Consider the following 23,367-nt stretch of genomic DNA (forward strand, 5'->3'; position numbering starts at 1 on the left):
CGGTCAGGGCCTCCCCTCACGCCGCTGCCCGTTGCGTACGCGAGTCTGGTCGAGTTGCTCTGGTTCCGGCTCCGCCGGAGCATGGAAGCATGGTGGAAGGAGCCGGGGATGGGTACATCGACTGCTGAGGACTTCGCCGAGTCCGACATAGACAACGCCGTGGAGTTTCTGAGGTTCCTCGCGAAGAACGACCTCTGGGACGAGACCAAGGAAGCGCTGAGGAAAGCCGGAATCACCGACCTTCGCGTCAGTGCGGCACCTGTGCGCGAGATCCGGCAGATGATCACCGCCCAGGTGATGCCGACCGATCGCCTCAGCCGGCAGGAACGCATCCATGCCCTGGTGATCGAGGAGTGCGGCTGCGGGGGGTCGCCCGGACCGGGGCACGGGCCGGTGAGCCCCAGTGGCGGCGGTGACGGGGGCGCCGACGGGGGCCGCCCGCAGTAGACGAGAGAGCGTGCACTCCCATGACGGAGCATGGCCTGACAGAAGACGCCCTGCAGGTAGCCCGCGTCGCCAAGGAGCGGTTCGCCGACGAACTGTTGGCCAACCCGGATGTGCATGGCATCGGTGTCGGGCGTCGGCGCCGAGCAGGTCGAAAGGTCGACGAGTACGCGGTCGTGGTGCACGTCGAACGGAAACTGCCCCTGGACCGTGTGCCTGAAGGCCGCCGTCTGCCGCAGGAGTTGCGGCTGGTCGTGCCGGACGGCCAGGAAGTCGTCGCGCGGGTCGACGTGCAGGAACGGGCCCAGCCCGTCCCCGAGAACGTCGCCGCACACGGGGGTGTCGGCCTTGGCGGGAGGGAGCGGCCCGTGCCCGGGGGTATGAGCGCCGGTACGTCGGGCACTCTCGGCGGCTGGGTGTGGGACACCGTGACCAACCAGGTGGTGGCGTTGTCCAACCGTCATGTGTTCGGTTCCGTCGTCGGCAAGGCTGTCTCGCAGCCGTCGAGAGACGACGGGGGGCAACTGCCCGCCGACCAGATCGGTTCAGTGTTGCGCATAGGCTTTCTCGATGCCGCAGTCGCCGCCCCTGTCGACCCCGCCGTCGTCAGTGCCTCTGTCATCGGGGCAGGCCCCGCGGTCTTCGGGACGGCCGACGCCACCATCGGCATGCGCGTACAGAAGACCGGGCGCACGACCGGCCGTACCTTTGGAGTCGTGGATCTGATCGACTACGACTCGCAACACAGCGGATCACACGCCGACTTGTGGATCGACGGCGACGATGGTGACTTCTCCGACAGCGGCGATTCCGGAGCCCTTTACCTGGAAGCAGACCCAGCGGCCAACGGAGGCGGGCACCGGGCGGTAGGACTCCATTGGGGCGGAGCGGGCAACGACGGCGTAGGACACCACATCCGGGCAGTCTTCGACGACCTCGGCCTCAAAGTGCTCGCGGCGGCGGTGCCGTCCCCGTGAGGCGGCAGCAGGTCGGCTCGTCAGTACCGACCCACCACGAGTGACGCGTTGATGCCGCCGACACCGAAGGAGTTGGACAGGGCAGCATCCACCTTCTCCCGCCGACGTTGACGGGCGATCACGTCCAGTCCGCATTCGGGATCGAGCGACTCGACGTTGATCGTCGGCGGCAGCTCTTCCGTATGGACGGCGAGAACCGTGGCTGCCGCTTCCAGCGCCCCCGCAGCACCCAGCAGGTGCCCCGTCATGGACTTGGTTGACGACACGGGGGGCAGTGCCCGCCGGAACACCTTCTCGATCGCTCTGGCTTCGGCAAGGTCTCCGAGGGGGGTCGACGCCGCGTGCGCGTTGACATATCCGATGTCGGCGGGCGTCACGTCCGCCGCTCTCAGAGCGGAGGCCATCGCCTGCGCGGCGCCGTGCCCTTCCGGGTGAGGAGCGCCCCAGTTGTGGGCGTCCGCGGAGTGACCATGGCCGAGGAGTTCGGCCAGTACCGGTGCCCCACGCGCGAGGGCGCAGTCCAGTCTTTCCAGGACCAGGACGACCGCGCCCTCGCTGAACACGAAGCCGTCACGGTTCCGGTCGAAGGGACGCGAGGCGGCCGCGGGGACGTCATTGCGTGTGGACAGTGCTCGGGCGGAGCAGAAGGCCGCCATGCACAACGGGGTCAGCGGGGCGTCGGTACCGCCGGCCAGCACGACGTCGGCCTGTCCGGATCTGATCAGGTCCGCACCACGACTCACGGCGTGTGCTCCGGAGGCGCAGCCGGAAGCCATGCATTCGGTCGGCCCCGTCAAGCCGAACTCCATCGAGAGGAAAGCAGCCGCTGCGGTGGTGCTGCAGGTGAGGCTGATCTCTGGCATCACGGCCCGTGGCCCCTTGGCGAGCAGCCTTGCGACCTCTGTCTCGATACGGGAGATCCCCCCGTAGGCGCAGCCCATGACGACACCGGCCCGCCCCGGCTCTACGTCGTCGATGCGCAGTTTCGCGTCGTCGAGGGCCAGTCGGGAGGCCGCGAAGGCGAAATGAGTGAAGAGCTCCGCTCGGCGGGCCCGCTGCGGGTCCAGGAAGGCGGAGCACTCGAAGTCCTCGACCTGCCCGGCAATGCGCGCATCCAGTCCCGACGCGTCGAACCGGGTGAGGTGACCGATCCCCGACCGGCCGGCCACCAGTGATGTCCAGAACTGTTCCCGCCCGACGCCGACCGGCGTGACCGGTCCTATGCCCGTCACCGCGATACGCCTCACGATCGGGCCAGTCGGTTGTGAATGATCTCGACGATGTCCTTGACTATGAACATGTGCTGGGTCTCCTCGTCGAGAATGGTGACGTCGAACCTGTCCTCCAAGAGGGTGACGACGCTCAAGAGATCCACCGAATCCATACCGAGGTCGTTGAAGACATGGGAGTCCGCCACGATTTTCTCTCGTGGAATCTTCATGTCGTCGGCGAGTGCGTCCACCACCTGCCGCATGACGGCCTCGTAGGTGACGTCAGTCATGGTGAACCTCATTTCGGTCCGATGCCAGCGTTATGCGATCAGGGTCTGCCACGAGCGTCCTGGACGACACTTGGCGAAGTGAAACGTCGGCCATTCGGGGCATCGTCGACCGACGTCACCGCGGACAGAAGCGGTGGTCGGCGTCCCGGAAGGTCCTCCCGGCAGATGTCACGGACGAAACCGAGCAGCGTGGGCGGCCATGCCGACCCGATTTCCAGAATTTCCCGGTAATTGCGGCGCAGAGCCGTCGCGATCGCCTGCCGGAAACGGACGGGATGCGTAACTGATCGCAGCAGGAGTCCGCGGATCTCCGCCGGATCGACCGTGGGCTCGCCCGTCACCGTGGAGTAGAAGGGCACGTGCGGTGCCGCGATAGGCACCGATTGCAACAGGTCCACCAGCTCTTCCCTGACCGGAGCCATGAACGGCGAATGGGCCGCGAAAGGCACCGGCAGGGTGCGCGTACGTCGCGCACCCAGTGAGCGACAGCGTGACGCCGCCTCAGGCAGCGCATCCGAGTCCCCGCTCAGCACGGTTTGCGTCGGGCTGTTCCAGGCCGCGACATAGACCGACCAACCGCTTGCCGCCAGCTCGGCGCAGACACCGGACACCGACGAGGCCGGCAGTCCGATGACGGCAAGCATGGAGCCCGACCCGTCGGCCAGGCGAGCCATGGCCCGTCCTCGGGCGGCGGCCAGGGCGAAAGCGTCGTCGAAGGTGAGCGACCCGCCCGCAACGAGCGCGGCAAACTCACCGAAGCTGTGCCCGAGGACGCCTCCCGGCCCGGCCCCTCGCTCGTGGCACGCCTGGGACAGCCTGTGGGCGGCGGACAGAAGAGCCGGCTGCACATCGGGCGAGTACCGGGAGGATCCCGTCTCGCCGCTGGAGGCACCCGCTCGCGTCGCGTCTACCGGCGGGGCCGATGGTTCTCGGGTCCTCAGAGGACCGGCCGGGCCGAGCGGCTGTCGCGCCCCATGCCCCGCGAACACCCACAAGGAGGCCGACCGTGAGGGGGCGCCCACCGCACCCCTCCCTCAGACGTAGGCGTAGGAGGCGGACGAGTACTCCGAATACTCTCCACCGCCCTTGCCTCTCGTGAGGCCCACGACACGATCACAGCGCGCACAGCGGACGGGGCGGCCGCCGTCGCGGCCTCGAATGGTGATCCAGGCACCGTCACGGCCGGTGAGCACCTTGCGGAGCCGGGCGAGGTCGTGCTGCCCGTCATCGACCGCTGTCTTGACGAAGTCGAGAAAGGTGATGACGCGCTCGCAGTACGAGCACTGAGCATCGACCACTTTCAGCGGTCCCCCGATGGCATCCGCAGACACCTCGAGGTGCTCGGCCAGCTCCTGCGTCTCGCTCGCGTCCATGGACCTCAGACGCGGTGAGGTGTCGAGCGGAAGTCTCCCCAGGACACCGGGTGCCACCGGATAGGTCCTGGTACCTTCCGGCCTGTCGGCGATCAACTGCAGCGCCTCCTCGTACGTGAGCATCACGGCACCGTTCTCTCATCGGTCAGGGACAGCGATTTCCTTCAGCAAGCCAGACCCATGGACGGTCGGCAAACCTGGCGAGGCAGCCGTGTTACCGCCGACCCCGGCCCCTGCACCGCAGAGGATGCGGCGGCCGGGCAGGTGCACGCCATGCGGGTCTAGCGGCTGGAGGCCGTGGTCGAGACCCACACCACCGTGGGCTCTCGGGCCGGCAGCGTGGAGGATGGGGCCCGGCCGCCTCCAGGTGGTCGCCCAGGAGCCCGCCCGGCCACGAGTGAGGGCGGAGCCCGGCCTCGATCACCAAGGGGCGTCCGGGGCTTCGCCCCGTCACGCAGCACCCATCCTGACCAGCAAAAAGCCCTCCCCAAAGGGAGGGCGGAGACTTGCGCCCCCGGCAGGACTCGAACCTGCGGCCAAGCGCTTAGAAGATGCGGGCAGGGTGTGATGGGCCGGTCTGACGTCGTATAGGGCTCCCAACTCGGCCGATCGGTGATCACAGTCAGGTGCATAGGGGCCAACTTCCCCTACTTTGTGATGCGTGAGTCCGTGACCTCAGCATGCGTTGACCAGCGCAGCTGTCCCGGAGCCAACCGGCCCGGCAGCGTGGTTACCGTTCTCCACTCGGGTCCGCGGGGCCAAAGCCCAAGGGCCAGCCTGCGCTCGCGCGGGCACTTGAACCAGTAAGGAGGGTTGTAACTCAGTCGGTCGGCTGGGGCTGTCCGGTCCCGGGAGATGCTTGACACTTCGGGTCCAGCTGATGGTCAACAGGCTGCCCCGAAAGGTCAGTTGCAAGTGGTGGGTAGTTGAACAGGCAAGACGTCCCATGCGCAGCCCCAGTGACAGTGGTGATCGCTAACCTGGCCTCGTGATCCCTACCGACGACCGGCAGTTCCCTGCCGCCCTCGCTGCCGCTTTGGCGCTCCCGTTCGACTACAACGACGGTGACGGCGTCGACTTCGAGCCCTTTCCGGCCTTCCTGTCTGCCGAAGAGACCACCGACTGGTTTCAGTCCTGGACAGGCAACACGGAGCTGGATGGCGACAACTTCCGTGTGTTCGGCCAGGATGGCTCGGGCGGATATGCGGCGTTCTGGCTCATCCGCCCGAACCACCCGCTCGTCCACCAGCCTGTGGTCTTTCTCGGCTCCGAGGGTGAAACCGGTGTCGTGGCGCGTGACCTGGGCGCCTTCTTGTGGCTGCTGGCCGGCGGATACGGCCCCTGGGAAGCGGCCACCTCATACGAGCCCGACTGGACCCCGCGCCACAACCAGGAACTGGCGGCTGTAGCCGAAAGATTCGCGACCGACTGTAAGCAGTCGCCGGCTGCCGTTGTCGAGCAAGCCACACGGGAGTTCCCGGACTTCGATGACACCATCATGGAGCTCTGCCGCTGACCGGCCTCGCAGACGGCCGTAATTTGCTCCACTTCAACCCAGGTTGCCCGGGCCTCAGTCGTGAAGTCGAGCGAGCAGGCAGGAAGTTCCGTTCCCTGGCGATGAGCGAGCGGCACGAAGAGCACAGGTCGGATTCTCCACGTGATGCAAGTGCCGGCCTGGTTGACTGTCACCGAGCAGGGCTCGGAGCGCAGGAGGGCTGTCCTCGTCTCGATGCGGCCGTTGCAGAGCCGGCGGTGACGGTGTAGCCACCGCTGCTGCCGTGGACCACGACCGGGTGTGCGATGAAGCTGATCACGCCCAAGCCGCGGCGTTCGCGCTCAGCTCGCTCACGATCAGTTCGGCGTCGTCGGCCAGGGGCGATCCGCGCAGGATGTCCCGCGTCCAGCGGCGGACCCGGCTCACTCGCATAGCCGCAGCCCTCATCGGCTACCGCCGACTCACCAACTGAAACGACGTCCAAAAAAGGTCAACGGTGCCTGTCGGCGGGGCATCAGCGCCTCGCATGGTGTCTGCATGTGCCGGGCATCAGGAGCCGGATGTCGGCCGTCGCAGCACCTCGCGCAGAACGGCACTCGCCTCATCGGGGCTTTCCAAGGGCCAGAAGTGCCCGCCGCTGATGAAACGGACGTCGAGGCTGGGCACGTTGGGGAGGTGTTCGTCGAGATCGGCGAAGAACTCGCGGGGCTGGGTGCGTGAGTCCCAGCCTTGCATCAGGGTGACCGGACAGCTCCATCGCGGGATGAGGTCGCGACGCCTCTCGAGCCATTCCTTGCGGAACGAGGACGCCATCGCGTAACGAGGGACAGCTCGGTTTATACCCGGGTATGAGAACTCCTGGATCACGCGGCGCATGTCCTCGTCGGCGACCGGCCGTTCTGCGATCGAGCTGTAGGACCAGATGACAAACCGCTTCGGGTCTTCCATCAGCCCGCTCCACGGCGCCTCCGCGATGAGTTCGTCATGCGGCGCAAGCAGGGGATTGAAGTGGTAGAGGTGTCCTTCACCGCGCACGTAGTGGCGGACCCGCGTTGGGTGGGCCGCCACAATGTGATCACCCTGCGCAGTGCCCCGGTCATGTGTGACCAAGGTGAACTGGTTCAGCCCGATGGCGTCGAGCAGGTCGAACATCTGCTCCGAGGCTCCCGCCTGACTGTAGTCGCCTCGCCCCTTCTCCGATTGTCCGTAGCCCTTGAGGTCGATCGCGATGCAGCGATACGAGTCAGACAGTGCGGCCATCTGGTGGTGCCACATGAACCACGAGTCCGGCATGCCGTGGATGAACACCACAGGCTCCCCGCTCCCGGCCTCTACGTAGTGCCACCGCACTGTTTCCTGATCGCCGGGAAGGTCCACGAAGCGGTGCGTAAAGACGGCCCCGTCGAGCTCTTCTGTGTCCCCGTCCTCGTCAGCAGGGCGGGGTGCGACGTCGGCGAAACGCGCAAGGCGCTCGGCCACGACATCGTCAGGGGATAAAAAATCTGTGATCGCCTTCAGCGCCCTGTCGGGCAGTTCGGTATAGGTCAAGGCGGCTCCCTTGCCTGTGTCGCTTGAAGTGACACCATCGTGTCGATACTGAACCACTTTGTTCTCCCTTGGATTGTTCATAGAGCGCTGTTTACGGGCAGGTGCGCCGACCAGGAAGGCACCGATGCCGCTGGATACCCCCCCTGAAAAATGCGTTGATGGGCCCGCCAGGCATCGCACCCAAAACGGATACCTCTACCGGCGTGGGACCGCCACCGCCTGCGGGGCGAGGCACGAGGTGACAGCGCCGACATAATCGATCGCTGGCCTGGCGTGACTCGCATTGTCAGCCCGTCTGCACACACTTACTGTCACCCCGGGGCGGCCACAGGTCCAACGATTCATACTGCTCGCGGTCAGCATGGAGGGTGATGATGGCGTCATGGAACTGCGCCACCTCGAACACTTCCTCGCCGTCGCCGACACGGGCAGCTTCACTCGCGCCGCGCAAACGCTGCACGTCGTCCAATCGGGAGTGTCAGCGACGGTCAAGACTCTGGAACGAGAACTAGGGTCGGATCTGTTCACCCGAACCCCACAGGCGGTAACTCTGACAGCGGCCGGGCGCGCCTTCCTACCTCGTGCCCGAGAAACCCTGGACGCCGCGCGGGCCGCCAAGGACGCCGTGCATCAGATCCAAGGCACCTTGCATGGCACGGTCACCGTGGGAACCCAGACCTCGATCCACTTAGTCGACATGCCCGGGGTGTTGACCGCCCTGCACGGGCAACACCCCAGTGTCTTGGTCCGTCTCCGAACCGCGATGGCGGGATCTGCTGGCCTGGCCCAGCAGCTGCGCGACGGCGAACTCGACGTCTCGTTCCTCTCCTTGCCCGGACCTCCTCCAGCTGACCTGGACACTCGGCTGCTGGCCAGCGTGCCCACCGCCGTGTATGTGGCCGACTCGCATCCGCTGGCTGGCCAGGGCCAAGTATCACTGGCGCAGCTGAGCAAATTCCCCTTCATCGACTCCCCGCCGGGTTACGGCAACCGCACGATGGTGGATCAGGCCTTCGCCGCCGCACGACTGGAGCGAGAGGTGACCATTGAGGTGGCGGACGTGGGAACTGCCGTCAACTTCGTCCGCTCAGGGCTCGGGATCAGCTTCCTCGCGGACTTCCTGGTCCATGACTCAACCGGCCTGGACACTCTCCAGGTGACCGACCACGAGCTTCGCTGGGAGCTCACCGTCGCCACAGCCTCGGCACGGCGACCCAGCGCAGCAACGGCTGCCTTTCTGGAATTGCTCAATGAACGACATCCCTCGCCACCTTCTCCGGCGGTGTGAGCCACATAGTGCCGACCGGATCGCGGTGCGCTGGCAAGACGAGGCCCGAGGTGTGCTGTTCGGGCACGGTGGTGACGTCAGAGACCGCCGACAGGCGTACGCTCCAGAGAACCCGTACGCCGACAGCCAGTGGTCGTGGGTGAGGGTTTCTGGTGTCGGTTGGGATTGCCGCCGACGCACATAGCCTCCAGGCCGAACTGCCCTTCCTCGGCCTGCGCGACCTCACCATCATGGACAACGCGGTGAAGATGGTCCGCGCCAACAAGGGTGACACTGAGGGCGGCGTGCTGCACATCAGCGTCGACGACATCGGTGTCAGCCTCCGTGACCGCATCGCCTATACCGAAGTGAGCTTTCCCAGCCCGCTCGCCGCCCGCCCCAGGGAATCGGTGACGCACCGGCACCTGCGCACCACGATCCGGGAGCCGGTGAACCGGCAGCCACGCAGGCCGCCGCCGCGCCCGGGTCGGCACCCGGCTGGTGGTACCAGCAGCGAGCGCGGGGCTGGCGAGGCTTCGCTCAGTCGGCCGCCGCGCCACATCAGACCCCGGCGCCTTCCACATCACCTGATGATGCCGGCGCTCTCGCCGACTCCTCACACCGGCCGTGAGGTGACGAGCGCCAGGCGGAAGAGCGCGAAGCCGCAGGGGAGCAGTGTCAGGAAACCGGCCTGGTCTTCACCACGCGGCGGGGACTCCGATCGAGCCTCGGAACCTGAACCGGCACTTCTACCCGATCCGCGAGCGGCTCGGCCTGGACGTCCGCTTCCATGATCTCCGCCACACCTGCGTGACCCTGCTGCTGGGTTTGGGTATCCCGCCGCACATCGTCGGGCACAGCGCCCTGGACGTGACCATGAACATCTACGCGGACGCCGACATGACGGAGAAGCGGGCCGCTCTGGACAAGCCGGGAGACCTGCTGTCCGGCGAATGACGGGGTCGTTGCCGTCAGCGTTGCCGTCAGAGACACGAAACGCCCTGGAGGGGAGATCCCCTCTGGGGCGTTCTTGCTGGTAGGAGGTGGCGCCCCCGGCAGGACTCGAACCTGCGGCCAAGCGCTTAGAAGGCGCCTGCTCTATCCACTGAGCTACGGGGGCCGGTGTGGTGGCCTCTGTCGTGGTGCCCTGGTGTGGGTCGATCCGTGACGTCGCCGGGGACAAGGATAGGGCTCCCGCATCCATGTCCCTGTTGCTTCGCCTCCGTGGCTCGATGTGGAGGTTCGGTGAAGCGGTCCTGATAATCGCAGGCAGGTACGAATCGTGCACCGCTTTTGGCGTCTGGCGCACCGGGTGTTGTGCACTCGTTATGCCTGGAGTGTGCCCGTGTCCCAGTAGTCCCTTCCGTCCCTTGTGTCCCGTCGGCGCGCAGACATGCTCATATGCTTCAGAAATCCCCTAAAATTGGGCATTCTTCACATGTGGTGACCTTGGACGTACGGCCTCAGCTGCTCGACGCACTCTCCGCCCTGCGCGACCGTGTCGCCGCCGCACGCTTCCCGCTGCCCCTGGCGGGGGCTCCACGCGCGCGTGCCAACCGCGACGAACTGCTCGCGCAGCTCGACGACTACTTGGTGCCCCGGCTGAGAGAGCCCGAAGCGCCACTTCTGGCCGTCGTCGGAGGCTCCACCGGAGCCGGCAAGTCCACACTGGTGAACTCCCTCGTGGGGCGGCGCGTCAGCGAGGCGGGCGTGCTGCGGCCGACGACCCGCACCCCCGTACTGGTCTGCCATCCGGAGGACCAGCACTGGTTCAGCGGAATGAGGGTGCTGCCCGACCTCACGCGCGTGTGGGCGCCCCAGCGGGACTTCACCGACGACCTGCTGCTCCCGGGGGAGAACCCCGCGCGCGTACTGCGCGTCGAGACCGCTGAGACCCTGCCGCCCGGCCTCGCCCTCCTCGACGCCCCCGACATCGACTCCCTGGTCTCCGACAATCGCGTCCTGGCCGCCGAGCTGATCTGCGCCGCCGACATCTGGATCATGGTCACCACGGCCGCCCGCTACGCCGACGCCGTGCCCTGGCACATGCTGCGCACCGCCAAGGAGTACGACGTCAGTCTCGTCACCGTCCTCGACCGGGTCCCCCACCAGGTGATCGGCGAGGTGTCGCGGCAGTACGGAGCCCTGCTCACCAAGGCCGGCCTCGGGCACGTGCCGCGGTTCACCGTGCCCGAGCTGCCCGAGTCGGTCTGGGGCGGCGGTCTGCTGCCCGCCACCGCCGTCGCCCAGCTGCGCACCTGGCTGATCCACCAGGCCCAGGACCCCGCGGCCCGCCAGCAGATCATGGCCCGCACGGCGCGCGGCGTCCTCGACTCCCTCAAATCCCGGATGCCCGAACTGGCCGGTGCCGCCGCCGCGCAGTACGCCGCCGCCCTGCGGCTCACGGCCGTCGTCGAAGCGGCGTACGACAGCGAGCACACGCGCGTGCGGGGCCGGTTGCAGGCCGGGGCGGTGCTCGCCGGTGACGCCCTCAAGCGGTGGCGAGCCTTCCCGCTGGACTGCACCGCGGATGAGCTCCTCGACGCGCTCGTGGAGAGCCTGGCCACGCTGCTGCTGTGCGCCGTCACCGCCGCCGACGAGCGGATCGACGACGCCTGGCGGCGCGAACCCGCGGCGGCCGCACCCGGGCTCGCCGACCGTGAACCGGCCGCGCAGAGCGCCGAGCAGCGGATCGGTATCGCCGTACGACGCTGGCGGCGGGAGCTCGAGGAGTACGCCGAGGACGAGGTGCGCGAGCTCGACCGGAGCCTCGCCCCCGACCCCGAGCTGGTCGCCGCGCTCGTCGGCACCGCCCTGCTGGGCGGCCGCCGGGGGCGGACGGCCGGGGAGACCCTCGCCGAGCGGATCGGCGGCCACGCCGCGCTGCGGCTGCGCGACCGGGCCGGACGGCTGCTCGTGGAGCACGTCGACCGGGTCCTGCACGCCGAACGCGAGCGCCGGCTCGCCCCGCTCGACGCGCTCGACGTCAACCCGGAGCCCCAGGCCGAACTCATCGCCGCGCTGTCCGTACTTCAGAAGGAGAGGTGACCGGTGACCGCCGCCACTGATCAGGACCACACCGAGCACGCCGACCAGCCGGGCGACGCGGACAAGGCGGGCGCTGCGGACAAGGCGGGATCCGGCCAGAACCCGCCGGTGAAGGCCCCGGGGGGCGCCGCTCCCGGCCGAAGCGCGGACAGTTCCTCCGCCTCCCGGACTGATGCCAGGAACGGATCGGGCGTCAGGAACGGATCGGGCGTCAGGAACGGATCGGGCGTCAGCAACGGCTCGGGTGCCGTGGGTCGTGCGGGGGCCGCGGACGGGGCGGATGCCACAAACCGTAGGGACTCCATGGACTCCAAGGACCTCACGGACCCCACGGACTCCGTCGGCTCCGCGGATTCCACGGACGCCTGGGACGACGGGCTCATCGCGCGACGGGTCAACGAGGCCGCCGCGGCCGACCACCAGTACGCCGTCATGGACAGCCGTGCCGCCGCGCCCGCGATGGCCCCCCTGGTGTACGACTCCGCGCTGCGCTCCCGGCTGGAGGCGCTGCGCGAACTGGTGGGGCTCTCCCGGACCCGGCTCGACAGCCGGACGCTGGCGCAGGCGGGCCGGGTGCTCGACGAGGCGTCCGCGCGGCGCAGGCTCTCGGGGCAGCACACCGTCGTCGCCATCGCCGGTGCCACGGGCAGCGGCAAGTCACAGCTGTTCAACGCGCTCGCCGGGGTGACCATCTCGGAGACCGGGCTGCGCCGCCCCACCACGGCGGCACCCATCGCCTGCAGCTGGAGCGACGGGGCGGCGAGCCTCATCGAACGGCTCGGCATCCCGCCCAGGCTGCGCCGGCGCCCGCTGCCGAGCGGGGACGGGGAGTCGCGGCTGCGCGGGCTCGTCCTGATCGACCTGCCCGACCACGACTCGGCGGCCGTACAGCACCGCGAGCACGTCGACCGCATCCTGGCGCTCGTGGACGCGGTCATCTGGGTGGTCGACCCGGAGAAGTACGCCGACGCAGTTCTCCACGAGCGCTATCTGCGGCCGATGGCGGCGCATGCCGAGGTGATGTTCGTCGTCCTCAACCAGATCGACCGGCTGCCCGGGGAGGCCGCCGAGCAGATCCTCGACGATCTGCGGCGGCTCCTCGACGAGGACGGCATCGCCCTCGGGGAACACGGTGAGCCGGGTGCGACCGTCCTCGCGCTGTCGGCGCTCACCGGGGACGGTGTCGGCGAGCTGCGTGAGGCGCTCGGCCAGTTCGTCGCGGAGCGCGCGGCGCCGGCCCGCCGCATCTCGGCCGACGTGGACGTCGCGGCGGCACGGCTGTGGCCGGTCTACGCCACCCAGCGGCGTACGGGGCTCAGCGAACAGGCCCGCGAGGAGTTCTCCGACCGGCTCGCCGACGCGGTGGGCGCCACAGCGGCGGGGGAGGCGGCCGAACGGGCGTGGCTGCGTAACGCCAACCGTGCCTGTGGAACGCCCTGGCTGCGGTTGTGGCGCTGGTACCAGGACCTCGGCGAGCCCACCACGGGCCGGCTGCCCTCGCGTACGCAGGCCGACGAGGAGGCCACGGCCCGGCAGCGGGTCGAGACGGCGGTGCGGACGGTGGCCGACCGGGCCTCGGCAGGGTTGCCCGCACCGTGGGCCCAGGCGGTGCGTGAGGCGGCCGCACGGGGTGCGCAGGGGCTGCCCGAGGCGCTGGACGAGCTGAGCGTGCGTGCGGGAGTGCCGGCGGGGCGGCCGCCGCGGCCCGGATGGTGGCCGGTGGCCGTGCTGTGTCAGGCGACCATGACGGTCCTTCAGTTCCTGGGCGGTCTGTGGCTGCTGGGCCAGATCATCGGGGTCATGTCGCCGAACCTGGGCGTGCCGGTGCTGCTGATGGTGATCGGCATCGTCGGCGGTCCGCTCATCGAGTGGGGCTGCCGGATGGCGGCCCGGGGACCGGCCCGCCGTTACGGCCTGGAGGCGGAACGCCGGTTGCGGGAGGCGGCGGCCGGGTGCGGGAGAGCGCGGGTGCTGGATCCGGTGGCGGCTGAGCTGCTGCGGTATCGGGAGGTCAGGGAGCAGTACGGGAGGGTGGTGGGAGCGGGGCGGTGACGGCGGTGACGGCGGTGCCGGTCCGTGGTCCGGGGATCGGGGGCCGGGGTTCCGGGCCGTGACGGTGGTGTGGGTCCGTGGCTCGAGGGCCGCCGGGGCCGGTTTCCCGGGCGGTGACGGAGTGCCGGTCCGCCGCGCAGGGCCGGGGCGTGGCTCCGCAGGCGTGGCGGTTGTGACGGACCGAAGGCGCGCAGGACGAAGGGCGGCGTCAGGTCGGGCGCCGCCCTTCGTCGCGTCCGCGCGGCTCTCGGGGTGTCACCCGCTCGGGTGGCGGCGTTGTCCACAGGCGAGCAGCGGTCCACAGCGCTCAGCGGGCTCGGCCCGACGGCGGCAGTCTGGCAGTGCAGCCGTACGGGACGGGCCCGTACGCGTGGAGCCCGTGGCCGGGGCCCGGGTCAGGGAGGGGTTCGCGATGAACGAGACGATGGTGTGCGCGGTCGGCAGGGTGGCGACGCAGCCGGTGTACCGGGAGGTGGCGTCCGGCCCGTCGGCGAGGTTCCGGCTGGCGGTGACGGCGCGCTACTGGGACCGGGAGAAGAACATGTGGACGGACGGCCACACCAACTTCTTCACGGTGTGGGCCAACCGGCAGCTCGCCACGAACACGGCGGCGTCGCTGACGGTGGGGGAGCCCGTGATCGTGCAGGGGAGGCTCAAGGTGCGGACCGACGTGCGCGACGGGCAGAGCTGGACGTCGGCGGACATCGACGCGGTGGCGATCGGTCACGATCTCGCCCGGGGCACCTCGGCGTTCCGGCGCGGAGGCAAGCCGGAGACGGCGGTGGCATCGACGCAACCCGAGCCCAACTGGGAGACCCCGGCGGACGGTTCAGCGCCCCCGCCCGACCCTTTCTCTCAACAGCCGTCAGAAGAAGCGGTACTGACGTGATGTCAATCACGGTGCCGCTCGCCTGAACTGCGGCTTATCGGCGACTGCGCACCCAAAAGTCAGGGGTGGATTTTTCGATACCCCCGCTCACGAGGGATCTTGGCGATAACGATTCCGAGTCGGATCCCTCGTCCGACCGTCTCTCCGGCGAGCGGCGTCCGTCACGTACCTAGGATGCCGGGAAAGCTTCGGGGCTCTTGGGGCCTGCGAGGCTTCGATTCTGCTGGTGGGACCGTACCCCCCACGTTGACGGGTCCTGCTCGAAGGGGAATTTGGTGTTTGCTTCGTTCTCTGCGGTGTCCGTACGCAGGCGAGGGGCGGCCGGCCTCGGCGCGGCGACGCTGGTGTCCGGGCTGGTCGCCGCGGGCGTGATGACCGGCGCCGGCCGGGCGGCCGCGGACGAGACCACGCAGAGACAGGGCGGAGCGGCCGCGACGATAGCCGGGCTCAAGACGTACGGCTCCGCCGTGGTCCACGGCGCCACCGGGGACCAGCAGGTTTCGGCGGGCCTGTTCGAGATGTCCGTCGAGGGCGGCGGCATGCTCCAGACGTACTGCGTCGACCTGCACAACCCCACCCAGCGGGACGCCAGGTACCACGAGACGCCGTGGAGCGGCACGTCCCTTGGCGCCAACAGGGACGCGGGACGGATCCGCTGGATCCTGCAGAACTCCTACCCGCAGGTGAACAACCTCGCGGTGCTCGCCCGGAAGGCCGGTGTCCGGGGCGTGCTGAGCGAGCAGGACGCGGCGTCCGGCACGCAGGTGGCGATCTGGCGCTACTCGGACGACGTGGCCGTCGACGCCCTCGACCCGCAGGCCGAGCAGCTCGCGGACTATCTGGAGAAGAACGCCCGCGACCTGCCTGAGCCGCGGGCCTCGCTCACCCTCGACCCGCCCGCGGTCTCGGGCCGGCCGGGCGAGCGGCTGGGTCCGGTCACGGTGCACACCAACGCGAGCAGTGTGACGGTGTCGCCGCCGGCGGACGCCGCCACGAGCGGGGTGCGGATCGTCGACGGCCAAGGCCGGGCGATCACTTCCGCGGCCGACGGCGGGCAGGTGTTCTTCGATGTGCCCGAGGACGCGGCGGCGGGCACGGCCGACCTGACCGTGCAGGCTTCGACGACCGTGCCGGTCGGGCGTGCCTTCGCCTCCGAGAGCCGGAGCCAGACGCAGATCCTGGCCGGGTCGAGCGAGTCGACGGTGTCGGCGACGGCTGCGGCGACCTGGGCGAAGAAGGGTGCGGTCCCGGCGCTGTCGGCGGCGAAGAACTGCGCCGACGGCGGCGTGGACATCATCGCCTCCAACAAGGGCGACGAGCCGTTCACCTTCGAACTGGCGGGCCTGGAGCACACCATTGCCGCGGGCGAGACCAGGACGATCACGGTCCCCCTCCAGGAGGACCAGGCCTACGACTTCACGATCCACGGCCCCGGCGGCCTCACCGAGCGTTTCACCGGCATGCTGGACTGCCGGACGCGGGGCGGCGAGACGGGCACGGTCACCCAGACCCTGAGCGAGCCGAGCCCGGCGACGGTGGGCGGCACGGCCTCCGACACGAACCTCGCGGAAACCGGCGGCTCCGGCGTCACCCCCCTCATCGCCGGCATAGCCATCGGCTTCGTCGTCATCGGAGGAGCGACCCTCATCGTCCTCCGCCGCAGGGAAGCACCTGCGGGGGACTGACCGGCCGGCTCATGAAGATCACCATACGGGCGGCGGTCGAGGCGGACCTCTCGGCCCTGCTGGCCCTCTACGCAGAACTCAACCCCGATGACGCGCCGTTGCCGCGGGCCTCCGCGGCTGCCGTCTGGGCGGCCGTGTCCGGGCAGCAGGGGCGGACCGTGCTGGTGGCGGAAGCCGACGGCATCGTGGCCGGGACTGCGGACTGCATCGTCATGCCGAATCTCACCCGCGGCGGCCGGGCCATCCTGTTCGTGGAGAACGTCGTGGTGGCCGGCCGCTTCCAGCGGCGGGGCGTGGGGCGTCGGCTCATGGAGGCAGCCGTGCGGCTGGGGGAGTCGGCCGGCTGCTACAAGGTGCAACTGCTGGCGGCGGACGACGAATATGTCCACATGTTCTACCGCTCGTGCGGTTTCGAAGCACTGGCACAAGGGTTCCGCCGCTACGTGGGGTGACGGCGCGCACGCCTCACGGGAACCGAACCGACCCCCCGGACGTGTTCCTGGGCAGGGGGTGGTGCCGCACGCTGCGATCTGATCAAGATCGGGGCAAGCCCGGTGCGGATGTCAGTGCCGAAAGGGATACTCGTGGCGACAGGATGACCATGGGGGAGGTCACAGTGACACACGTGCCGACGAGCAGTGCGCCACCACCGCGCCCCGGTCTGTCCACACTCCCGGCCGTGCCGGCCCAACCGGCACCGACGCCCCGGGCTCCGCACGGCCGTACGGAGCCCCAGCCCCGCCGTACCGCCCTCGCCGAGGGCTTCGACCAACTCCGGGCCGCCGCCACGACCGAACCCGGCCGTCTCCGCATCATCGGCGCGGTCCTCGCCCTCCTCGTCGTCGCCTTCGGCGCCGTCACCGCCTGGCAGATGACCGACCGCGCGGCCGCCGCAGACGACGTCCTGACCAGCAGCCAGCCCCTCAGCTCGGACGCGGCCGACATCTACCGCTCCCTCGCGGACGCCAACACCGCCGCCTCCAGCGGCTTCCTCGCCGGCGGCCAGGAGACGGCCACCTCCCGCGACCGGTACGAGAGGAACATCCGCACGGCCGCCGAGAAACTCGTGGGCGCCGCCGCCAACTCGGACCCCGACTCCCCGTCGGCGGCGACCATCGCCAAGCTGAACAGGCTCCTCCCGGAGTACAAGGGCCTGGTGGAACGCGCCCGCACCTACAACCGCCAGGGTTTCCCGGTCGGCGGCGCCTACCTCCGCTACGCCAACGAGAAGATGCAGCAGCGGATGCTCCCGGCCGCGGAGGACCTGTACAAGAAGGAGAACCAGCGGCTGCGCGCGGATTACGCGGACGCCACTCCCTACCCGTGGGCGGCCATCGCGCTCGGCGTCGCCGCCCTCGCCGCCCTCGCCTGGGCCCAGCACCGCAACTACCGGCGGACGAACCGCGTCCTGAACCACGGCCTGGTCGCCGCCACGGCCACCGTGACCGTGGTCCTCCTCTGGCTGGTCGTCGGCCACAGCTTCGCCCGCGCGGGCCTGAACGACTCCTACGACCACGGCGTCCGCTCCCTGAACGTCCTGCACGACGCCCGCATCGCGTCCCTCAAGGCGCGAGGCAACGAGAACCTCACCCTGGTGGCCCGGGGCGCCGAGACGAGGAAAGCCGGCGGCGAGACCCACGATGCCTACGACTACGACTTCCGTGCGGAGATGAAGGCTCTGGGCACGTACCTGGCGGACGCCGGGAAGCTCGCCGACGACAGCTCGGGCGAGCGGCCCGTCACCGCCGCCGCGGGCAACATGGCGGAGTGGAACAAACGCCACACGGCGGCCCGCGAGCAGGACGAGAACGGCAACTACCAGCGTGCGCTGGACATGGTGATCGGGCCGAAGGACGCGACCGGCGAGTGTTTCGACAGCGTCGACGAGAACCTGCGCACGGCACTCGCCCACGAGGAGACCGAGTTCAGGCACGCCGCCGGTGACGGCAGGGACGCCCTGACGGGCCTGTCCTCGGGCGCGGCGGTACTCGCCGTGCTCGGTGCCGCCGGCGCGGTCCTCGGCATCGGCCGCAGGCTCTCGGAGTACCGGTGAACGGGACAGCGACGAAGGGGGGCGTGACCATGCGAGCACGACGTCTGCGGGCCAGTCTGAAGGGCTGGGGCGGGGTGGCCGCGATGGCGGTCGTCTGCGCCCTGGCGGCGGTCTTCGCCCTGTGCCTTCCCGTGGCCGGACCGGACCTCGTGGACGGCGCGGCCGTCACCCGGGCCGCCCAGACCAGGACCGTGCGGGCCGAAGAGGACTGCGAGGCCCCCGAGCAGCAGACCCTGTCCCCCTCCTCCGCGGACGGTGACACGATCCGGGCGATCAAGAACCGGGAGGGCGAGAAGCGCAAGCTGATCGTCGGTGTCGACCAGAACAGCTACCGCTGGGGCTACCGTGACCCCAACAGCGGCCAGAGCGCGGAGCTCGAGGGCTTCGACATCGACCTGGTCCACCGCATCGCCGAGGACATCCTCGGCGATGCGGAAGCGGTCCAGTTCAAGGCCATCCCCACCGACCAGCGCATCCCGGCGATCAAGGACGGCCGCGTGGACATGGTCGTCCGCACGATGACGATCAACTGCGAGCGCATCAAGGACGTCGCCTTCTCCGCGCCGTACTTCAAGACGGGACAGCAGGTCCTGGCCCCCAAGTCCTCGCCGGTCACGGGCTACGACGACACCCTCGCGGGCCGCAGGATCTGCACGGCGGCGGGCTCCACGGCCTACTCGACGCTGAAGGCGGACAGGGAGGACGGCAGAATCCCCGCCGACGCCGACATCCTCAAGGCGGTCCCCAACCAACTCGACTGCCTGGTGAGGCTCCAGCTGGGCGAGGCCGACGCCGTGGTCACGGACGGCGCGCTCGCGGCGAGCCAGGCGGCGCAGGATCCGACGGTCCAGCTCAAGGGTGACGCCTTCACTGCCGAGTACTACGGCGTGGCGATGAAGAAGGACGCGGACGATCTGGTACGCCGGGTCAACCAGATCCTGGTGGACTACCGCAAGGACACCGCGAACGGCTGGCAGGCGTCGTACGAGCAATGGCTGTCGGCGACACTGGGCAAGGATGCGAGGAAGTCGGAACCACCGGCACCCCGGTACCTCCGAACCACCTGACGAACCGCGGCACCTGGCGAACCGCACACCTGACAATGCGACCGACCCCCCAACCGCACAACGGCAGCGAGAGGTGATCGATGGGCGTCACGGGATCCACCGGGCCGGTGATGGACCGGGACGAGGTGGACCGTGCGCTGGCGCGGCTCGGCGCGGAGCACGAGGCGATCGAGACCTCGCTCCTCGCCCTCCAGGACCACGCGGGCCGCAGACTCCTGGAGGGGGCCGAACTCACCGGCGTCACCCGGGAACGCTGGACCTCCACGGAGGCGTCGATCACGCTGCTGTGGACCTACTTCGACGCCTACACGGACGCCCTGCGCATCGCCCGGGAGATCCGCTCCCGCCGCCGCTGGTCCAGCCATGAGGACCTGGTGGAGCTGACGGAGCTGCTGAACGGCGAGTCGGTCACCGTCGCCGGCAGCGCCACGGCCAACGCCCCCACGTCGCACGGCGCTGGGAACAGGCTCAGCGAACGCTACTCGCTCGTCACCCTCGTCGACCGGATGAACGAGCTGTACGCGACGAGCCTGGACATGGTGGTCGCCGCAGACGCGGTCTGGTCGGCGCTGCCGGCCCGGATCGACCTGCTGGCGGCCGAACTCCAGCGCACGCGCCGGCTCGCGCACTCGGTCGGCGTACGCCCCGGCGAGCATCCGGCGGGCGACGACCTGGAGCGCATCACCCGCATACTGGCGAAGCTGCGCGAGCAGGTGGTTTCGGACCCGCTGGCGTTCTGGCAGGCCTCGGAGGGCAGTTCGGCTCCGGGCGGCGGCAGGCCCGACACCACGGTGTACGACCGTGAGGCGCGGGCCCTGGAGGACGTACGGCGTGAGATCGACGCCGTTCTGACGGTCCGTCAGGACGCCGAGAAGCGGATCGTCAGGCTCCGGGACATCCTCAGCCGGGCGGACCGCACGCTCGCCGAGGCGCGCACCGCCCGCGGCGAGGTCCTCGCGAAGATCGCGGCGACCGAGGTGCCGGTCGTCAGCGGGCCGCCGACGGTGTTGCAGGAGCAGCTGGCGACGGCCGCGGAGTACCGCAGGCAGGCGCAATGGCACCGTCTCTCCCCGCTCCTGGAGTCGCTGGAGCAGAAGGCGGAGGACGAACTGCTGCGTGCCCGCGAGTCGTTGACCGAGGTCACCGCGCCCCTGGCGGTCCGCGCCGAGCTGCGCGGCCGGCTCGACGCGTACAAGGCGAAGGTCTCCCGGCACGGCCTCGCGGAGGACGCGCTGCTCGTGGAGCGGTACGAGAAGGCGCGCCGCATGCTGTGGAGCGCGCCCTGCGACCTGCGCGCCGCCGAACAGGCCGTGCTGCGCTACCAGCAGGCGGCCGCGGAACTGCTCGGCGGCCCGCGGGTGCCGGACCAGGGCGTGCCCGAGGACGACCGGAGGGGGCCCGGCGCATGAGCGACAAGGGGGAGTCCATGAGTGGGGCACCGCACGCACCACAGGCCGAACCGGCGAACGGGCCCCAGCGCGGCTGCCAGCGTCCCACCTGCGAGGGCACCTACGAGGACGTGGGCGGCGGCGAGCTCTACTGCGACACCTGCGGCCTCGCCCCAGTCGTCGCACCGAACGGCATGGTCGGTTCACCCCCGACGGGCATCACCGCCGGCGGCAGTGGCGGCTCCCCCGGCTCGGGGCGCAACGGCAGCTCCCGCTCCACCGGCCGCAGTTCCCGGACGTCGTCCCATTCGTCGAAGTCCCGCCGCTCGGTGTCGGGCCGCCTCTCGCGTTCCCTGTCGGGCAAGTCCACGAGCCGCTCGGTGTCGGTGCGCAGCTCCGGTTCCGGCGCCGGTGCCTCGACGCGGGGCCGGCTGGGCGCCGGGCTGGTCCAGGTACCACCGATCCCGCGGCCCGACCCGCGCGAGATGGTCCTGGACAACCCGGAGGTGCCCGAGCGGAAGCGGTTCTGCTCGCGCTCCGACTGCGGCGCCCCGGTGGGCCGGGCGCGCGGTGACCGGCCCGGGCGCACCGAGGGCTTCTGCACCAAGTGCGGCCACCCGTACTCCTTCGTGCCGAAGCTGAAGGCCGGGGACGTCGTGCACGGCCAGTACGAGGTGGTCGGCTGCCTCGCGCACGGCGGCCTGGGCTGGATCTACCTGGCGGTCGACCGGGCGGTGTCCGACCGCTGGGTGGTCCTCAAGGGCCTGCTGGACACCGGAGACCAGGACGCGATGGCCGCGGCCATCTCCGAGCGGCGATTCCTCGCGGAGATCGAGCACGCCAACATCGTGCGGATCTACAACTTCGTGGAGCACCTGGACCAGCGCACCGGCTCCCTCGACGGCTACATCGTCATGGAGTACGTCGGCGGCAAGTCGCTGAAGGAGATCGCCAACGCCCGCCGCACACCGCACGGCAGACGCGACCCGCTGCCGGTGGAGCAGGCCTGCGCCTACGGCATCGAGGCCCTGGAGGCCCTCGGGCATCTGCACAGCCGCAACCTGCTGTACTGCGACTTCAAGGTCGACAACGCCATCCAGACCGAGGACCAGCTCAAGCTGATCGACATGGGCGCGGTGCGCAGGATGGACGACGAGGAGTCGGCCATCTACGGCACGGTCGGCTATCAGGCGCCGGAGGTCGCCGAGGCCGGCCCGTCGGTGGCGAGCGACCTCTACACCGTCGCCCGCACCCTCGCCGTACTGACCTTCGACTTCCAGGGCTACACGAACGTCTACGCGGACTCGCTGCCGGACCCGGACAACATCGAGGTCTTCCGGCAGTACGAGTCGTTCTACCGCCTCCTGGTCCGCGCCACGGACCCGGACCCGGCCCGCCGGTTCGCCTCCGCGCAGGAGATGGCCGAGCAGCTCACGGGTGTCCTGCGGGAGGTCGTCTCCCTCCAGACGGGCCGGGCCCGGCCGGCCCTGTCCACGTTGTTCGGGCCCGAGCTGCGGGTCGTGGACACGGAGCTGTTCCCGAAGCTGGACGGCGAGGTGTCCCGGCTGGGGGCACGGGTGATCCGGACACGGCGCTCGCCTGCGTCGGCGGCCGCGCCGCCCACCGGCGACAGCCTCGTCAAACCCGTCGACACCAGCGCCACGGCCCTCGCGCTGCCCGTCCCGCGGGTCGACCCGTCCGACCCCAACGCCGGTTTCCTGGCGGGCCTGATGACCTCCGCGCCCGCCGAACTGCTCGGTGCCCTCGCCGCAGCCCCGGCTCCGTCGACCGAGACCCGGCTGCGCCAGATCCGGGCCTGGCTGGAGACCGGCGATCCGGCCGCCGCACTGCGGGCGCTGGTCACTCTGGAGGGTGAGCGGCCCGACGACTGGCGGGTGGTCTGGTACCGGGGCGTGGCCGCTCTGGTCACGGGCGACGACGAGGGCGCCGCGCTCGCGTTCGACGCGATCTACGACGCCTTCCCCGGCGAGATCGCCCCCAAGCTGGCGCTGGGCCTGTGCGCGGAGGTGCTCGGCCAGCTGGACAACGCCGCCGAGTACTACCGGCTGGTGTGGTCGACCGACCCGAGCCATGTGAGCGCCGCGTTCGGGCTGGCCCGCGTGCAGCTGGCGACCGGGGAACGACGCGGCGCCGTACGGACGCTGGAGTCGGTCCCGGAGTCCTCCATCCACTACACGGCGGCCCGTGTGGCGGCCGTCCGGGCGCGGTTGCGGCGGCGCACGGCGGCGCTGTCCGACGTACCGTTCCTGGAGGACCTGACGGCCGCCGCGGCGCAGGTCGAGGCGCTGGAGGCGTACGGCCTGGATCCGGCGCGGCGTGAGCAGCTGTCGGCCGAAGTCCTCGGCTGCGCGCTGGACTGGGTACTCTCCGGGGGCCAGGGTTCCGCCCCTCCCGCCGCCGGAGGACGGACGCTGCTCGGCAGCGGCCTGGACGAGCGGGGTCTGCGCTTCGGACTGGAACGCTCGTACCGCACGCTGGCCCGGCTGGCGCGGGGCGGCGAGGAGAGGATCGACCTGGTGGAACGTGCCAACCGTTACCGCCCCCGGACGTGGGTGTAAT

At 69.9% G+C, this 23,367-nt stretch carries 18 protein-coding genes, 1 tRNA gene and 2 pseudogenes; 14 read left to right on the forward strand and 7 right to left on the reverse strand.

All coding sequences use genetic code 11. The features are described from left to right. The first annotated feature begins 108 nt into the window (after nucleotides 1–108). Nucleotides 109–447, forward strand: a complete 339-nt coding sequence (locus tag IE212_RS12735; RefSeq protein ID WP_190197903.1) for a hypothetical protein — start codon at nucleotides 109–111, stop codon at nucleotides 445–447. 20 nt (nucleotides 448–467) lie between these two features. Further along, a complete protein-coding gene (locus IE212_RS12740) occupies nucleotides 468–1,421 on the forward strand; it encodes a hypothetical protein (RefSeq protein WP_190197904.1) in 954 nt (317 codons plus the stop codon). A 20-nt stretch (nucleotides 1,422–1,441) separates the two neighbouring features. Here IE212_RS12740 and IE212_RS12745 read toward each other — a convergent pair whose 3' ends face one another. The 4 genes from IE212_RS12745 to IE212_RS12760 are packed head-to-tail and all read right to left on the reverse strand — an operon-like array spanning nucleotide 1,442 to nucleotide 4,418. Beyond that, entirely contained in the window at nucleotides 1,442–2,653 is a 1,212-nt protein-coding gene (locus tag IE212_RS12745) for a beta-ketoacyl-[acyl-carrier-protein] synthase family protein (protein ID WP_190197905.1), read from the reverse strand. A gap of 11 nt (nucleotides 2,654–2,664) precedes the next feature. Further along, complete coding sequence (locus IE212_RS12750) at nucleotides 2,665–2,922, reverse strand: acyl carrier protein (protein WP_190197906.1); 258 nt, start codon at nucleotides 2,920–2,922, stop codon at nucleotides 2,665–2,667. 38 nt (nucleotides 2,923–2,960) lie between these two features. Next, nucleotides 2,961–3,944: an ACP S-malonyltransferase gene (locus IE212_RS12755; protein WP_308430196.1), complete on the reverse strand. Its 984-nt coding sequence runs from the start codon at nucleotides 3,942–3,944 to the stop codon at nucleotides 2,961–2,963. Between the two features lie 12 nt (nucleotides 3,945–3,956). Next, on the reverse strand, nucleotides 3,957–4,418 hold the full coding sequence (locus tag IE212_RS12760) for a DUF8243 domain-containing protein (RefSeq protein WP_229864248.1): 462 nt from the start codon (nucleotides 4,416–4,418) through the stop codon (nucleotides 3,957–3,959). An 865-nt stretch (nucleotides 4,419–5,283) separates the two neighbouring features. Here IE212_RS12760 and IE212_RS12765 point away from each other — a divergent pair. Further along, nucleotides 5,284–5,811, forward strand: a complete 528-nt coding sequence (locus tag IE212_RS12765) for an SMI1/KNR4 family protein (protein WP_190197909.1) — start codon at nucleotides 5,284–5,286, stop codon at nucleotides 5,809–5,811. Nucleotides 5,812–5,980: 169 nt separating this feature from the next. On the opposite strand, the pseudogene IE212_RS12770 reads toward IE212_RS12765, so the two are convergent. Continuing rightward, nucleotides 5,981–6,216: pseudogene (locus tag IE212_RS12770) on the reverse strand (ATP-binding protein); the annotation flags it as partial. A gap of 123 nt (nucleotides 6,217–6,339) precedes the next feature. Continuing rightward, nucleotides 6,340–7,338, reverse strand: coding sequence for an alpha/beta fold hydrolase (locus IE212_RS12775; RefSeq protein WP_229864250.1), 999 nt, complete (start codon nucleotides 7,336–7,338; stop codon nucleotides 6,340–6,342). Nucleotides 7,339–7,720: 382 nt separating this feature from the next. Here IE212_RS12775 and IE212_RS12780 point away from each other — a divergent pair, with 382 nt between their 5' ends. Beyond that, entirely contained in the window at nucleotides 7,721–8,626 is a 906-nt protein-coding gene (locus tag IE212_RS12780) for a LysR family transcriptional regulator (protein ID WP_190197911.1), read from the forward strand. A gap of 619 nt (nucleotides 8,627–9,245) precedes the next feature. Continuing rightward, nucleotides 9,246–9,562: pseudogene (locus IE212_RS12785) on the forward strand (tyrosine-type recombinase/integrase); the annotation flags it as partial. Between the two features lie 87 nt (nucleotides 9,563–9,649). On the opposite strand, the gene IE212_RS12790 reads toward IE212_RS12785, so the two are convergent. Continuing rightward, nucleotides 9,650–9,725, reverse strand: a tRNA-Arg gene (locus IE212_RS12790). A 320-nt stretch (nucleotides 9,726–10,045) separates the two neighbouring features. Here IE212_RS12790 and IE212_RS12795 point away from each other — a divergent pair. From IE212_RS12795 to IE212_RS12835, 9 genes are all read left to right on the forward strand, one after another. Next, complete coding sequence (locus IE212_RS12795) at nucleotides 10,046–11,653, forward strand: dynamin family protein (RefSeq protein ID WP_190197912.1); 1,608 nt, start codon at nucleotides 10,046–10,048, stop codon at nucleotides 11,651–11,653. Between the two features lie 303 nt (nucleotides 11,654–11,956). Beyond that, entirely contained in the window at nucleotides 11,957–13,705 is a 1,749-nt protein-coding gene (locus tag IE212_RS12800; RefSeq protein WP_229864254.1) for a YfjP family GTPase, read from the forward strand. 412 nt (nucleotides 13,706–14,117) lie between these two features. Beyond that, nucleotides 14,118–14,594, forward strand: coding sequence for a single-stranded DNA-binding protein (locus IE212_RS12805; RefSeq protein WP_190197914.1), 477 nt, complete (start codon nucleotides 14,118–14,120; stop codon nucleotides 14,592–14,594). A 275-nt stretch (nucleotides 14,595–14,869) separates the two neighbouring features. Continuing rightward, nucleotides 14,870–16,279 (forward strand): Cys-Gln thioester bond-forming surface protein, encoded by a 1,410-nt coding sequence (locus tag IE212_RS12810; RefSeq protein WP_190197915.1) that lies wholly within the window; start codon nucleotides 14,870–14,872, stop codon nucleotides 16,277–16,279. Between the two features lie 11 nt (nucleotides 16,280–16,290). Then, on the forward strand, nucleotides 16,291–16,731 hold the full coding sequence (locus IE212_RS12815) for a GNAT family N-acetyltransferase (RefSeq protein WP_190197916.1): 441 nt from the start codon (nucleotides 16,291–16,293) through the stop codon (nucleotides 16,729–16,731). Between the two features lie 149 nt (nucleotides 16,732–16,880). Further along, nucleotides 16,881–18,332, forward strand: a complete 1,452-nt coding sequence (locus IE212_RS12820; protein ID WP_190197917.1) for a GlnX family signal transduction membrane protein — start codon at nucleotides 16,881–16,883, stop codon at nucleotides 18,330–18,332. A 29-nt stretch (nucleotides 18,333–18,361) separates the two neighbouring features. Continuing rightward, on the forward strand, nucleotides 18,362–19,399 hold the full coding sequence (locus tag IE212_RS12825; RefSeq protein ID WP_190197918.1) for a glutamate ABC transporter substrate-binding protein: 1,038 nt from the start codon (nucleotides 18,362–18,364) through the stop codon (nucleotides 19,397–19,399). Between the two features lie 80 nt (nucleotides 19,400–19,479). Continuing rightward, nucleotides 19,480–20,808, forward strand: coding sequence for a coiled-coil domain-containing protein (locus IE212_RS12830; protein WP_190197919.1), 1,329 nt, complete (start codon nucleotides 19,480–19,482; stop codon nucleotides 20,806–20,808). Nucleotides 20,809–20,825: 17 nt separating this feature from the next. Continuing rightward, nucleotides 20,826–23,366: a serine/threonine-protein kinase gene (locus IE212_RS12835; RefSeq protein ID WP_190198009.1), complete on the forward strand. Its 2,541-nt coding sequence runs from the start codon at nucleotides 20,826–20,828 to the stop codon at nucleotides 23,364–23,366. Nucleotide 23,367: the final 1 nt, after the last annotated feature.

This window comes from Streptomyces djakartensis (assembly GCF_014651075.1).
GTDB lineage: Bacteria > Actinomycetota > Actinomycetes > Streptomycetales > Streptomycetaceae > Streptomyces > Streptomyces djakartensis.

What these genes read in the sequence shown, in the direction of transcription:
- IE212_RS12825 (WP_190197918.1), top strand. Translation starts at nt 18,362, where the DNA reads ATGCGAGCACGACGTCTGCGGGCCAGTCTGAAGGGCTGGGGCGGGGTG.
- IE212_RS12815 (WP_190197916.1), top strand. Translation starts at nt 16,291, where the DNA reads ATGAAGATCACCATACGGGCGGCGGTCGAGGCGGACCTCTCGGCCCTG.
- IE212_RS12805 (WP_190197914.1), top strand. Translation starts at nt 14,118, where the DNA reads ATGAACGAGACGATGGTGTGCGCGGTCGGCAGGGTGGCGACGCAGCCG.
- IE212_RS12740 (WP_190197904.1), top strand. Translation starts at nt 468, where the DNA reads ATGACGGAGCATGGCCTGACAGAAGACGCCCTGCAGGTAGCCCGCGTC.
- IE212_RS12830 (WP_190197919.1), top strand. Translation starts at nt 19,480, where the DNA reads ATGGGCGTCACGGGATCCACCGGGCCGGTGATGGACCGGGACGAGGTG.
- IE212_RS12780 (WP_190197911.1), top strand. Translation starts at nt 7,721, where the DNA reads ATGGAACTGCGCCACCTCGAACACTTCCTCGCCGTCGCCGACACGGGC.
- IE212_RS12735 (WP_190197903.1), top strand. Translation starts at nt 109, where the DNA reads ATGGGTACATCGACTGCTGAGGACTTCGCCGAGTCCGACATAGACAAC.
- IE212_RS12835 (WP_190198009.1), top strand. Translation starts at nt 20,826, where the DNA reads ATGAGTGGGGCACCGCACGCACCACAGGCCGAACCGGCGAACGGGCCC.
- IE212_RS12800 (WP_229864254.1), top strand. Translation starts at nt 11,957, where the DNA reads ATGGACTCCAAGGACCTCACGGACCCCACGGACTCCGTCGGCTCCGCG.
- IE212_RS12820 (WP_190197917.1), top strand. Translation starts at nt 16,881, where the DNA reads ATGGGGGAGGTCACAGTGACACACGTGCCGACGAGCAGTGCGCCACCA.
- IE212_RS12750 (WP_190197906.1), bottom strand. Translation starts at nt 2,922, where the DNA reads ATGACTGACGTCACCTACGAGGCCGTCATGCGGCAGGTGGTGGACGCA.
- IE212_RS12760 (WP_229864248.1), bottom strand. Translation starts at nt 4,418, where the DNA reads ATGCTCACGTACGAGGAGGCGCTGCAGTTGATCGCCGACAGGCCGGAA.